This is a genomic window from Thermosulfurimonas sp., from assembly GCF_015491435.1.
Classification (GTDB): Bacteria; Desulfobacterota; Thermodesulfobacteria; order Thermodesulfobacteriales; family Thermodesulfobacteriaceae; genus Thermosulfurimonas_A.
This window is the reverse complement of the sequence record NZ_WFVX01000208.1, coordinates 1-13,386: the sequence shown is the minus strand read 5'-3', so window position 1 is coordinate 13,386 and position 13,386 is coordinate 1. Positions and strand designations below refer to the sequence as shown.

The following is a 13,386-nucleotide window of genomic DNA, read 5'->3' as shown; positions in this document are numbered from 1 at the left end:
GCCCGAGGACGTGGAACGGGTGCTCGAGGCGGCGCGGGCGGTCACCCTTTCGGAGGATCGAATCATCCTCCACGTCCTTCCTCAGGAATACAGTGTGGATCGGCAGAGCGGGATCCTTCATCCCGTGGGGATGAGCGGGGTGCGTCTGGAGGCCCGGGCCCTTCTGGTGGAGGCCTCGGCCTCGGCGGTCCAGAATCTCCTTAAATGTGCAAACTGGGCCGGGCTCGAGGTCTCCGCGGTGGTGCTCCAGGCCCTGGCTTCGGCCGAGGCGGTGCTCACCCCGGAAGAAAAGGAACTCGGGGTGGCCCTGATCGATTTCGGCGGAGGCACCACCGACATAGCCGTCTTTGCCGAGGGGTCCCTACGCTATACGGCTTCGGTGCCGGTGGGAGGGGATCTTCTGACTACCGATCTTACCGTGGGATTGAAGGCCCCGCGCGCAGCCGCCGAAAGGATCAAGGAAACCTACGGAGTATGCCTTCCCGAACTGGTGGAAAACGACGAGACCCTGGAGGTCCCTTCTCTGGGACAGAAACCCCCGCGCCGAATCTCGCGAAGGATCCTGGCGGAAATACTGGAGCCCCGGGTACAGGAACTCCTGGAGATCCTCAACACCAACCTGGAACATTCCGGTCTCAAGGGTCGTCTGAGTGCCGGGGTGGTCATCACCGGAGGTTCGGCCCTGCTCGCCGGGCTTCCGGAATTTGCCGAACAGATTTTCGAGCTACCGGTACGTATCGGATATCCGGCCCGGCTCTCCGGGCTGGGGGAGGAGGTGAATCATCCTCGTCTCTCCACCGCGGTCGGGCTTCTGCTCTATGCCGACCGATACCTGAATGTGTCTTCGGAAAAGACGTCCTCTGAGGGGTTGATGGCCAAGGTTAAGAAAATACTGGGTTTAGGGGGGTAAAGATGAACTTTGAACTGGTGGAAAACGAATATCAGGCCCGCATAAAGGTGGTAGGGGTAGGTGGGGGAGGAGGCAACGCCATCCGGAACATGATTCGCAAGGGCCTCAAGGGGGTGGAATTTATCGCCGCCAATACCGATTATCGGGTCCTGGACCTCAATCCGGCCCCGGAAAAGATCCAGCTGGGCAAGGATCTGACCAAGGGGCTGGGAGCCGGGGGAAATCCCGAGGTGGGCAGGGAGGCGGCTCTGGAGGCCGAAGAGGAGATTCGTCGGGTGCTTTCCGGAGCGGACATGGTCTTTATCACCGCGGGTCTGGGAGGAGGTACAGGCACCGGAGCGGCCCCTATTTTTGCCCGGATAAGCAAGGAACTGGGGGCCCTTACCGTGGCCGTAGTCACCAAGCCCTTCCGTTTTGAAGGAAAACAGCGCATGCTGGTGGCCCAGCGGGGCTTGGAGGAACTGAAAAAATATGTGGATACTATTATCACCATTCCCAACGATCGTCTCCTGGCCATGGCCTCCCCCAATGCCAAATTGATGGAGATGTTCGAAAGGGCCGACGACGTCCTTTATTATGCGGTGAGGGGTATCTCGGACCTGATCCTCTTTCCCGGATACGTGAATCTGGATTTTGCCGATGTGAGGGCGGTTATGACCGACATGGGCGGCTTGGCCCTCATGGGCACCGGGATAGCCAGCGGCGATCATCGAGCCGAGGCCGCGGCTCAGAGTGCCATATCCAGTCCCCTTCTGGAGGATATTTCCATTTCCGGAGCCCGGGGGGTGCTTCTCAACATCACCGCCCATCCCGAAACCCTTACCATGGAGGAGGTCCAGCTTATCTCGGATAAGATTTCCCAGGAGGCCCACGAGGAGGCCAAGATCTTCTGGGGGGTGGTCTTCGACGAGGAGATCGGGGACGAACTCCGGGTAACGGTCATAGCCACCGGCATTGGATCCCAGGAGGAGCGCGCCCGGGAAAAAGAACAGAAGATCCTGCCCTTTGAGAAGCCTCAGGAGGAAAAAGAGGAGAGATCTGTGCGTACGCGGCGCCGCAGCCGCATCCTGGACTATATTCCCACCGAGGAGGAACTGGAGATCCCGGCTTTTTTGAGACGCAAGGCGGATTAGAGCACCATGCGGATCATACGGTGGGCATGGCACTGGAGGTTTACCGCCACCGGCAGGCTGGCAATGTGGGAGGGATGGGTCTCCAGGTGCACGGCCAGGGCCGTGGTGCGCCCCCCTAGCCCCAGGGGGCCTATGCCCAGGCGGTTTATTTCTCCCAGGATCTCCTTTTCCAGACGGGCCACCTCTTCCCGGGGATGGGGATTTCCCAGGGGGCGCAGGAGGGCCTTTTTGGCCAGGTAGGCCGCATATTCGAAGTCTCCCCCCAGCCCGATCCCCACCGTTACCGGGGGGCAGGGGTTGGCTCCGGCCTGAAGCACGGTTTCCACCACGAAACGTTTCACCCCTTCCAGCCCGGCGGCAGGGGGTAACATGGCCAGGCGACTCATGTTTTCACTGCCGCAACCCTTGGGCAGGAGAAAGATTTCCAGATCCTCGCCGGGAGTAAGTTCCAGGTGGATGATCCCCGGAGTATTGGTTCGGGTGTTCTTGCGGGAAAGGGCCTCACACACTGAGGCCCGAAGATAGCCCCTTCGGGCTCCCTCACGCAGCCCTTCCTCTACCGCTGCATACAGTCCCCTTACCCGGACCTCCTCCCCCATGCGAATGAAGACCACGGGTATCCCGGTATCCTGACACAGAGGCAGTCCGTTTTCCCGGGCCAGGCGGGCGTTTTCGAGGAGGATCTCTAGGGAGGCCCGGGCCAGAAGATAGTCTTCTTTTTCCCGGGCGTCCCGGAGGGCCTTTTCCACCTCCTGCGGCAATTCCCGTACCGCAAGCTCCAGTCCCCGGGCGATGGCCTCTACGATCTTCCGGGAGGGTATCTCTCGCATCCTCTTCCCATTTTCCTGCTTTTATCCTTAAAGTTCAACCCCGTTTCGAGGCAGGGTTTCAAGGTTGACCATATCTTCAAAAAAGACTATTTTTAGCCAGATTCTTAAAGCGTGAAGGTAGATGCCCAAAAAGAAGAAATCCACACCGTTACCGGAAGCTTATAGCCGTTACTGGCCCTGGATTATTATCGGTGGCCTGTTGTTGCTCTTTTTCGTGGGGCCTTTGTTTCTGACCTATCCCAAGGAGGAGATCGCCTATAGCGAGTTCAAGGTCCTGGCCCGTCAGGGGCTGGTGGACAATCTGGTCCTCTCCCAGGATTATATCGAGGGAGAGCTCAAGCCCGGTGCGGCGGAGGTCCTTTCGCGTTTACGAAAGAAACCCCTGAAGGTGGGCCGGTATTTTCGCACCGGTCGGGTGAACGATCCGGAGCTGATTCCCCTTCTGGAGAAGAAGGGCATCCGTTTTAAGGCTCATCCCCGCTCCGGCTGGGTTTCCACGGTGCTTTCCTGGGTGCTTCCCCTTTTTCTGTTGGTGCTTTTCTGGCTTCTCCTCTTTCGACGCTTTGGCCCTCCGGAAGGCGGGGTTATGGGGATCGCCAAGAGCAAGGCCCGCATTTATGTCCAGGAGGACATCAAAGTCACCTTCAAGGACGTGGCCGGGGTGGATGAGGCGGTGGAGGAGTTGAAGGAGATCATCGAGTTTTTGAGGAATCCCCAGCGTTTCACTGCCCTGGGAGGGAAGATTCCCAAGGGGGTGCTTCTGGTGGGTCCTCCGGGAACGGGAAAGACGCTTCTGGCCCGGGCGGTAGCCGGGGAGGCCGGGGTGCCCTTCATCTCCATCTCCGGGTCCTCCTTCGTGGAGATGTTCGTGGGGGTGGGGGCGGCCCGGGTGCGGGATCTATTCGCCACCGCCGAACAAAAGGCTCCCTGTATCATCTTCATCGACGAGATCGACGCTCTGGGTAAAGTGAGGGGGGTTTCTCCGGTGGCCGGGGTGGACGAGAGGGAACAGACCCTAACCCAGCTTCTTACCGAGATGGACGGTTTCGATCCCAAAAAAGGCATCATTATTATTGCCGCCACCAATCGTCCGGAGATCCTGGATCCGGCCCTGCTCCGTCCGGGAAGGTTCGATCGCCACATCGTGGTGGACCGGCCGGATCTCAAGGGCCGGGAGGAGATCCTGAAGATCCACACCCGGGAGGTGAAGCTCGCCCCGGACGTGGACCTCAAGGTCATCGCCGCCCGCACTCCGGGGATGGTGGGGGCGGATCTTGCCAACATCGTCAACGAGGCCTGTCTGCTTGCCGCCCGTAAGGGTAAGGACCAGGTGGAGATGGAGGATTTCGAAGAAGCCGTGGATCGGGTTATCGCCGGGCTTGAGAGAAAGAACCGCTATCTTTCCGCGGAAGAGAAGCGTCGCGTGGCCTATCACGAGACCGGGCATGCCCTGGTGGCGGCCTCGGTCCCCGGAGCCGATAAGGTGCACCGTATCTCCATCATCCCGCGGGGCATCGGGGCCCTGGGTTACACCCTGCAGCTTCCCACCGAGGACCGCTATCTCCTTACCCGGGGCGAGCTTCTGGATCGGCTGGCGGTGCTTCTGGGGGGGCGGGCGGCCGAGGAGCTGGTCTTTGAAGAGGTCTCCACCGGGGCCCAGAACGACCTGGAGAAGGCCACCGAGATCGCCCGGGCCATGGTCATGGACTATGGGATGAGCGACAAGCTGGGGCCCCAGACCTTCCGGCGGCGTGAGCATCTCTTCCTGGAGGTTCCCTTCCGCGAGCGGGAGCTCCTTTCCGAGGAGACGGCCCGGGCCATCGACGAGGAGGTGAGTCGTCTCCTGAGAGAGGCCTACTCCCGGGCCCGGGAGATCCTTTCCCAGAACCGCGAACGCCTGGAAAAGATTGCCCAGCTTCTTCTGGAGAAGGAAGTCCTGGAAGGACAGGAACTGGAAGATCTGCTTTATTCCGGGGCGAAAAATTCCCGAGATCCGGACTAGGAAATTTTTATTTCCTAAAAGTCCCCCAAATCGTGTCTTGACAAACTATCATAGAATGATTTACAAATATTTAAGGAAGGAAATTAGAGTGTGGGAGGTGAAAGATATGCGTAAATACTATTGGTTGGGTTTTCTGGTTTTGGCTTTGCTCCTGTGGATGGGGCGGGTTCAAGCGCGGGTAAGCGGGGTGTGTAGCAACTGTCACACCATGCATAATTCCCAGGGCGGAAACCCCATGACCTATAACGGCCAGGGGCCCTATCGGATGCTCCTGCGGGGCGATTGTGTTGGGTGTCACGCCCAGGCCTTCTCCAACTCCAATGCCACCGGTGCCATTATTAACAGCATTCCTCAGGTCTATGTGATCGATCAGGGGGTAGGAAACGGGGCTACACTTTACAAATTCGATGATTTTAGTACTCGCGGAATCCTGGCCGGAGGTAACTTCTGGTACGTCACTCAGGGCGACCAGTACGGTCACAATGTAGCCGGGATCGTAAACAAAGACGCCACCCTGCAGACCCCGCCGGGTTTTGAGCCCAATTATGGTGGTGTGGCTCGTTCCAGCTGGCCGGCAGGCACTCAGGTGACCTGTGCCGGTACCTACGGATGTCACGGTGATCCTTCCAAGTCCGACGAGTTCGTGGCCCTTTCCGGTGCCCACCATGCCGACGACTCTACGCTGGATGGAAGCACTCCCGGGAAGAGCTATCGGTTCCTGCTGGGTATCGCCGGAGTAGAAGATCCTAACTGGGAGCTTAACCCCAGCTCTTCGGCTCACAACGGTTACTATGCCACCTCCATTACCACCCGGGGTTCCGGGAACAGCACCGGGACTACTCCGGACACGGCCTCTATAAACTTCCTGTGTGCGGAGTGTCACGGAAAGTTCCATGACTATGTACTCGAGAACTCCGGGGCTTACGGAACCAGCAATCCCTGGGTGCGGCACCCGGTGGACTTTGCTCTGAGTCAGGCGGTGACCAGTTCCGACAATTATACCCAGTATCCGAACCCCAGCCTCTTCAATAGTGTCTCGGCGGTGGGTCAGTACTTCCCGGATGTGCCTCTGGGCAATACCGCCTATGGCTTCCCGGTGAACAACAACGGCACGGTGAGCTCCACGGTCAACTTCACTGGTAACGATGATATCGTACTCTGTCTCTCCTGCCACAAGGCTCATGCTTCGCCCTGGCCGGATATGCTGCGGTGGGACTACAGTGCCTGTACGGCCGGCAATCAGAACGGAAACTGCGGTTGTTTCGCCTGTCATACCAACAAGTAAGCTCGGCCCGAGCTCTTGACGAGGGGGGCCGCAAGGCCCCCCTTTTTTGAAGTTAGATTTGGTTGTCCATGCGTCGTGCGGTTTGGTTAGCGTGTCTGATTCTCCTTATCGGAGCTCTTTTCTGCTGGGCCCAGGAAAGGGTTCCGGTAAGGAGACTCAAGGTAATAGCGGTACTCACGCGGGATGCGGAGGGGAGGACCTTCTTGAATCCGGTAGCGGTGGGGATAGATCCGGCAACCTATGAGGTTTATGTGGTAGATCCCGGGCGGTGGGAGATTACGGTCTTCAGTCCGGATTTCTTTCCCCGTTATTCCCTGGGTAAGGGGAGGGGTATTTTCCTTCCTTATGGGGTGGCCATAGACGAGGAAGGGCGTATTTATGTATGTCAGGCCTATACAGGGAAGAAGCCGGCGCGTCTCACGGTACTCAACGGGGCGGGTATCATTGAGAAGGAGATAATCTTTAAAGACATGCCTTTTAACGGGGCCGATGGTTTTGCCCCCAATTCGGTAGCCATTGGTCGGCGTCATATTTACGTCGCCGGTAGTGGTTTTGAGGGGGTGGTGGTGCTGGACCGGGAGGGACATTTTGTCCGGGTCATCCGGGTGCGGGATCATCCGGCTCCGGAGCTTCCCCGCAAGTGGGCTCAGATCTCGGATGTGTATGTGGATTCCCGGGGGAGGGTCTATCTTTTGAGTGCGGAAATGGGGCGTTTTTATGTCTTTGACTCCTTAGGACATTTTTTGTTTAAAGGGGGTAAGAAGGGCGGTGGTCCGGGGAAATTGAGTCGTCCCCGGGGGATAGCCGCGGATCCGGAGCTGGGGCTTATTCTGGTGGTGGATTATATGCGTCACACGGGTTTGGCCTATTCTTATCGGGAAGGGCATTTTCTCTTTGAGTTCGGCGGGCGGGGGTGGTCGCCGGGGTGGTTTAATTATCCCACGGATATTGCGGTGGATCCGGCGGGGCGGATATATGTAGCCGATCTTTTCAATCATCGGGTGCAAGTCTTCGTTTTCGGGGAGGAAGAAGGTGTATTTTCGCCCTCGCCTTCCTTTATTACTCCCTTGAGGCCTTTGGAGATACCCAAGAAAAAACCGGGTAAAAAACCCCAATAAGGAGGCGCAGCCGTGAAAAGGGTGGTCCTTTTGGTAGTGGTTCTGACCCTGGTAGGTGGAGGTAGATTTGGGGCCTGGGGCAAGGAAGCGGTTAAAGCCCCGGCTCAGGTCAAGGCAGCCGCGGAAAAGCCTCAACCGGCGGTGCTTACGGATGCGGATTGTATAAAGTGTCATCCTCAGCAGGTAAAAGAGCTGGCCTCCAAAGGGCACAGGCACCGCAAGGTGGGTTGTCTGGGGTGTCACAAGGGGCACGCCCCGCTTTTTCCTAAGAGTAAGATGATCCCTAAATGTTCCGAATGCCATAAAGGGCAGGCCCATTTTACCTTGAAGAACTGCCTTTCCTGTCATACCAACCCTCACACTCCTTTGGAGATCACCTTCAAGAAGGGGCAGTACAAGAAGGCCTGTCTTACCTGCCATTCGGGGCCCGGGGAACAGATGGCCGAATTCCCCAGTGCGCATGCCCAGAAGCCCTGTAACTTCTGTCATACCCGACACGGTTACATTCCCACCTGTCTCAAGTGCCACAAACCCCATCTCAAGGGGCAGACTTTTGACGATTGTGTAGGGTGTCATCAGGCGCACAAGCCCACGCAGGTCACCTACGGAGCCAACATTCCCAATCGATTCTGTGGGGCCTGTCACGGCCAGATCGAAAAAACGCTTGAGTCCGGAAAGACCAAGCATGCGCGTCTGGCCTGTGTGTTCTGTCATCGGGGGGTCCACGGGGTGAAGCCTCGGTGTCAGACCTGTCATGGTATTCCGCATCCCCAGAGCATGTTACAGGGCTTTAAGGGATGTCTGGATTGTCACCAGGATCCACACAACCTGGTGAAATAGTTGAAAGTATCAATAATGAGAGGAGGGAGGGCAGAGATGAGGAAGGCGATTTTGATCTTGTTGGCTTTATGTACGGTGGTGGTTTTCTGGTTGACCTCCTGTACCGCTCCCCAGGCCGGAAAGAAGGTGGCTCCGGGTGCGCCGAGTGCGACCTCTGAAGTCCAGAAGAAGGCCCCGGCCAAGGCGGAAAAGGTGGTGGTAGCCAAGAAGGAGGAGAAGAAAAAGGAAGAGAAGCCCAAGAATATTTATGAGATGAAGATCAAGCCTCTTACGCCGGCGGAGTGTGCCCGCTGCCATTTTGGTATCTATGAGACCCTCAAAAAACACGGTGGCAAGCACCGGCAGGTGTGCACCAATTGTCACAAGAAGTTTCATCAGTACAATCCCGTGGAGAACAACTGGAAGGAGATCATGCCCAAGTGCAATCGCTGTCACGGGTATCCTCACGGAAAGAAGGTCACGCAGTGTCTTTCCTGTCACCGGAACCCGCACAGTCCCCGGACCATCAAGCTGGCGGACGTAAGCGGTAAGTGTGGTCTCTGCCACAAGAAAGAGACGGCCTGGCTCCAGAATCATGAGAGTGCTCACCAGGATGTGGGTTGTGAGGGTTGCCATTCCGAGCGTCACGGGCGCATTCCCTCCTGTTTTGAGTGCCATGAGCAGGGGCACGTGAAGGGGCAGACGGTGAAGGATTGTCTGAAGTGTCACAATCCGCACATGCCGCTCAACATCAAGCCGTTCAAGGGGCTCATGGTGCAGAATCAGGTCTGCGGTTCCTGTCACAAGGTGGAGTTTGAGAAGCTTTCCACCACCGCGGCCAAGCACGGAAAGCTGGCCTGCACCTTCTGTCATCCCAAGCACGGGTTCAAGCCCAGGTGTGAAGGCTGTCACGGCAAGCCTCATTCCCCGGCTCTGCACAAGAGGTTCCCGCGCTGCTTGAAGTGCCATCTCGATCCTCACTCTCTGGGGATGGGGCCCAGGCGAGCGGGGGCCGGAGTGCACCCCAAATAATGTGCGTGGGTGATGCGTTTTTGGATATGGTTATTACTGGCCCTGGTGGCCACGACGGGTTCGGCGTGGGGGTTCGGGTTCTCCGCCAACTGGCAGCGTTCGGAGATCTCCGGAGCCCCCACGCTCTGGACCCAGAATTACACCTTTTCTTTTTCTCAGGAATTAAGCCGGGCCATGAACATGGGGGGGAGTGTACGCTACTCCCGCCAGAGTCAGGGGGATACCTGGCGGGAGAGCTGGGCTCCCTCCATATTTTTTAATCTTTCTAACGATCTATTTGGTTTTAACCTTACCGGTACCGGTACGCGCTCCGAAACCGAATCCACCCCGGTGATGAAAAGTCGCTCCTGGAGTGCCATTTTCAATACGGTATATCGGCAGGTGAGTATAAATCTCTTCGGGAATCTAAACCGGCAGTGGAACGAGGCCAGTCCCCGCACCGTGGATACCAAGAGTCACGGATGGGGGATTTCTCTGGCCCGTCGGTTCAAAGGGGGTCGGTTGAGGAATCTGAATGTCACCTACGATTATCGCTTCGACTATAACAAGGATCTGGTGGCCCTCTCCCGAACCAAGAGCTGGTCTCATGTAGGTCGGGTATCCTACAGCAGGGTCTTTTATGGATTTAATTTTTCCCTCTTTCAGCAGTATTCTTTTTTACACAGCGAATCCGATTACGCTCTGGGCCCGGGGGGGCGGACGAGGGTAGGGGTAGATCTTTCTTTTAACGGCACCCCTCCTTCCCTTATCCAGGTGGGGGACCAGATCGTGGTGATCTCCAATCGCGAGATCCAGGGCCTGGAGTTCTATCGAGACTGGGCCAATCGCATTTCCATTCCCGGTACCTATCGCTGGAACATTTATTACAGCGCGGACGGCCTAACCTGGAATACTCTGGCCTCAGGAGTGGCCCTTCCCTACGAATTTTCTTCTCCGCTTGATTATCGTTATTACAAACTGGAGGTGGTTTCCGGGCCTCCGGCCGGAGGAGAACCTCTTCCCGATCCCCGGGTAAGGGGTTTTTATTATGTAACGGAGGGACATACCGAGAGCGAAACCACCCATTACCAGGGTAACCTGAGCCTTTCCCGGAACTTTCCCCGGAACATCTATACCGGTTATTATTTTTCCTACGACATTACCTCTCCCAAAAAAGGGCCGGAGGAGAAACGGTTCAATCATTCCTTTTCTTCTTCCTGGACTCCCAATAAATATTTTCGCCCCCGTTTTACGGTTTCCTACAACCTGGATGACAAGGAAGATCGTCCCCGGGAGGAGACCTGGACTTATTCTCTGGGCATAGGATCCGACCCTCTGGAGACGGTGAGTATCAGCGGAGCTTATACCTACTTTAAACACTGGGTGGGAGGGGAACCCACCTCCCAGAACGAAGCTTACAGTCTGGGCACCCAGATGGAACTTTATCCGGATTTGATTCTCAAGATCAATGCGGGGTACAATCGCAACCAGAGTTTCGGAAATGCCACTTCGGTTACACGGACTTATTCCACCACCTGGGATCTGGTAGCGCGTCTGCGTCCGGAGGTCACCGTGGATTTTCGGGTGGACTATTCCCGTTCCAAACCCTCAGGAGGAGAGACCTCTACCTCCAAGCGTTATACCGGGACCCTGAACTGGCGCATTTCCGATATCCTCTTTTTTAATACCATCCACACTCTTACCGATTCGGATGGGACCACACAATATACTTATAATTATGCTATTTCTCTGGCTCCCACCCCGAAGATTCGTCTTAGCGGAGGCTGGAGTGGTTCCCGGGACGACACCAAGACCGATACCTATTCGGTGAATCTTTTCTGGGATCTGGGGCCGCACATCAACTTTAATACCAATTATGCCTGGACCAAAACCGACGGAGACACCAGCTGGAGCTGGTTTATCAACCTGAGTCTTGTTTTTTAGACATGAATCCTTAGAATAAACTTAAGGAGGCCTGAAAATGCGGAAGTTTTTCCTTCCGATTCTGATGCTGTTCCTGCTGTGGGGGTGTGGCACACGCGGGGAGATCCGGAGTTATCTGCGCCAGGGAGTGGATCCGGCCTTTGTGAAGCGGGTAGCAGTGCTCAAATTTGAGAATCACACCCGGAACAAGCAGGCCGCGGATCGGATGCGGGACATTGTAACCATGGAGGCTCTGGCTCTGGGGGTCTTTGATGTGGTGGATCGCACGGTGGTGGATGAGGTCCTTTCGGAGGAGGGTGTGGAAGAGGGCATGGGGCTGGATAAGGCCACCATCAGGCGTCTGGGAAAGCGACTCGGGGTGCAGGCCCTTCTGGTGGGAAGTGTGGATGCCTATGAGGAGGAAAGAGAGGGCTCCTACACCTATCCGGTGGTAAGTGTAAGTCTGCGCCTCATCGATGTAGCCTCCGGGGAGATAATCTGGAAGGCCGGAGGCACGGAGACAGGGTATAGTATGGTGGGAAGACTTTTCGGGTGGAAGCCCAAAAACGCCATTGAGGTAAGTTTTCGTTTGGTGGATAGACTTTTGAGGACTTTTAAATAAAAAGTTATGGAGATCTCCTTTGTTCAAGAGGGTTTTAAATAAAGGCTTCTGGCTGGCCATCCTTATTCTGCTCTGGGCGGCGGCGGCCCGGGCGCAGATCATCGTCCTTCCTTTTGAGGATCTTAGCAAGGGGCTCAACGGTATTAACATTGAGATTGCCCGGGCGGTGGCCGATTATCTGTCCGGAGAAGGTTTTCAGGTCATCTATCCCGAGGAGGTCATTCCCGAATTGGCCCGGCTGAGGGTAAAGAGCCCGGGCTGGGTGGACAGGGTGGTAGCCCGGGAGCTCATGCAGAAGTTCAGGGCCAGGTATATCCTGCTGGGGACGGTCCTGGAGATGGATCCTCAGGAACCCCTGCTGGGTCTTTCGGTGAGGCTTCTTCGGACGGAAGATTTTCGGTTGATATGGGGGGGGACGGTTTCTTACACCGGTAAGGACTGGCATCCCTTCCTCGGCCTCAAGAAAGTTACCTTTCAGGATTTTTTGCGCTGGTCCTGTGAAAGGCTTTTTGCGGGTTTAAAGGAAGAACTGAGAATGCAAGCCATGCCTCCTCCGGTGGTAGCGGTGGACGAGGTTCTTTTGCGTCCCAGGAGTGTGCGCGGGGGAGAGAGGGTGGAGTGTGCGGTAAGGTTGAGGATCTCCGGACCTCCTCCGGACAAGATGGGGGTGGATCTGGGAAAGCGGTGGGTGCCTCTTTTCAAACAGGGGGCCTATTATCTGGCCTTCTGGAAGGCTCCGAAAGACGAAGGACGTTATCCGGTAAATCTGGTAATTCGATGGGAAAAGGGGTGGCGGATTGAGAAGCGCATCTTTTTGGCCACCTATCGGGTGGACAATACTCCTCCGGAGATCGAGCTAAGGATTTATCGGGCCCGGCAGACTCCGGAGGCTCCGGCCTTCAAAAACTACGTGGAACTCAGACCCTACCTCCGTAACGCAGATCATATATCCCGATGGCTGTTGCAGGTTTTTCCGGAAAAGGGTGCTCAGCCTGTGATCAGTGAGGAAGGGCTCGGAAAGCTTCCTCCGCGTTTCATCTGGCGGGGTACGGATGCCTCCGGACATCCCCTGCGGGAAGGAGTTTATCGGGTGAGATTGAAGGTATGGGACCAGGCGGGCAACAGTAGCTGGAAGGAGACCAAGCTTATCTTCGTCAATGCTCCCCCCAAGGCCGAGGTGAAGGCCGTGAAGGACGGAAACAAACTCAAGATTTCCTTCCGCATAGCGCCCCATCCGGTGCCCCTGCGGGGATGGACTCTGGAGATTACCGACGAAAAGGGAAGGATCGTCCGGGAGTTGAAGGGTGAGGAGCCGGTAAACAGGGAACTGGTTTTGAAGGGTCTTTCCTCCTCTCTTCGATATACCCTCAGGCTCAGGGATGTGCTGGGCAACAGGGTAATCATGCGCAATCGAAAGATCGTGCCGGTGGTCATGCAGGCCAAGAAAGAGAAGAAGAAACCGAAGAAGGCGGAGGAGTGGGTGAGTGAATTTTAGGAGGGCGGCCTGGGCCTGTTTACTCCTGTGGATGTGTGTTTCCTGTTTTGGACACGAGCCCGAGTTACGTATAGCCGCCAATCGGGAGCCCGGAATATGCAGGGTGGCGGTGCTTCCTTTTGTGAATCAGACCAAGAAAGAAGGGGTGGGGGAGATGCTCACCCGAATAGTCATAAGCGAAATGGTGGAGCAGGGGCTGGACGTAACGGAGGAGGGGGTGGTAAAGAGATTCCTGGAG

12 protein-coding genes are annotated in these 13,386 nt (G+C 56.5%); 11 read left to right on the top strand and 1 reads right to left on the bottom strand.

All coding sequences use genetic code 11. The features are described 5' to 3' along the window. Positions 1-910: cell division protein FtsA (ftsA, locus tag F8J34_RS09705; RefSeq protein ID WP_297058947.1), on the top strand; the 910-nt coding region annotated here is incomplete at its 5' end. Between the two features lie 2 nt (positions 911-912). Then, on the top strand, positions 913-2,043 hold the full coding sequence (ftsZ, locus tag F8J34_RS09700) for a cell division protein FtsZ (protein ID WP_297058944.1): 1,131 nt from the start codon (positions 913-915) through the stop codon (positions 2,041-2,043). On the opposite strand, the gene F8J34_RS09695 is transcribed toward ftsZ, so the two are convergent. Next, a complete protein-coding gene (locus F8J34_RS09695; RefSeq protein WP_297058942.1) occupies positions 2,040-2,873 on the bottom strand; it encodes a fumarate hydratase in 834 nt (277 codons plus the stop codon). The genes ftsZ and F8J34_RS09695 overlap by 4 nt on opposite strands. A 121-nt stretch (positions 2,874-2,994) precedes the next feature. Between F8J34_RS09695 and ftsH the strand changes: the two genes are divergently transcribed. The 9 genes from ftsH to F8J34_RS09650 all read left to right on the top strand — a co-directional run. After that, complete coding sequence (gene ftsH / locus F8J34_RS09690; RefSeq protein ID WP_297058939.1) at positions 2,995-4,875, top strand: ATP-dependent zinc metalloprotease FtsH; 1,881 nt, start codon at positions 2,995-2,997, stop codon at positions 4,873-4,875. A 106-nt stretch (positions 4,876-4,981) separates the two neighbouring features. Further along, on the top strand, positions 4,982-6,160 hold the full coding sequence (locus F8J34_RS09685; protein ID WP_297058935.1) for a cytochrome c3 family protein: 1,179 nt from the start codon (positions 4,982-4,984) through the stop codon (positions 6,158-6,160). A 68-nt stretch (positions 6,161-6,228) separates the two neighbouring features. Then, positions 6,229-7,278, top strand: a complete 1,050-nt coding sequence (locus F8J34_RS09680) for a 6-bladed beta-propeller (RefSeq protein WP_297058934.1) — start codon at positions 6,229-6,231, stop codon at positions 7,276-7,278. A gap of 12 nt (positions 7,279-7,290) precedes the next feature. Then, a complete protein-coding gene (locus F8J34_RS09675) occupies positions 7,291-8,118 on the top strand; it encodes a hypothetical protein (RefSeq protein WP_297058931.1) in 828 nt (275 codons plus the stop codon). A 36-nt stretch (positions 8,119-8,154) separates the two neighbouring features. Further along, positions 8,155-9,129, top strand: a complete 975-nt coding sequence (locus tag F8J34_RS09670) for a cytochrome c3 family protein (RefSeq protein WP_297058928.1) — start codon at positions 8,155-8,157, stop codon at positions 9,127-9,129. Positions 9,130-9,141: 12 nt separating this feature from the next. After that, positions 9,142-11,052, top strand: a complete 1,911-nt coding sequence (locus F8J34_RS09665; RefSeq protein ID WP_297058925.1) for a hypothetical protein — start codon at positions 9,142-9,144, stop codon at positions 11,050-11,052. A 37-nt stretch (positions 11,053-11,089) separates the two neighbouring features. Continuing rightward, on the top strand, positions 11,090-11,653 hold the full coding sequence (locus F8J34_RS09660) for a GNA1162 family protein (protein WP_297058922.1): 564 nt from the start codon (positions 11,090-11,092) through the stop codon (positions 11,651-11,653). Positions 11,654-11,672: 19 nt separating this feature from the next. Further along, complete coding sequence (locus F8J34_RS09655) at positions 11,673-13,148, top strand: hypothetical protein (RefSeq protein ID WP_297058919.1); 1,476 nt, start codon at positions 11,673-11,675, stop codon at positions 13,146-13,148. Beyond that, positions 13,138-13,386: hypothetical protein (locus tag F8J34_RS09650; protein ID WP_297058916.1), on the top strand; the 249-nt coding region annotated here is incomplete at its 3' end. The genes F8J34_RS09655 and F8J34_RS09650, both read left to right, overlap by 11 nt.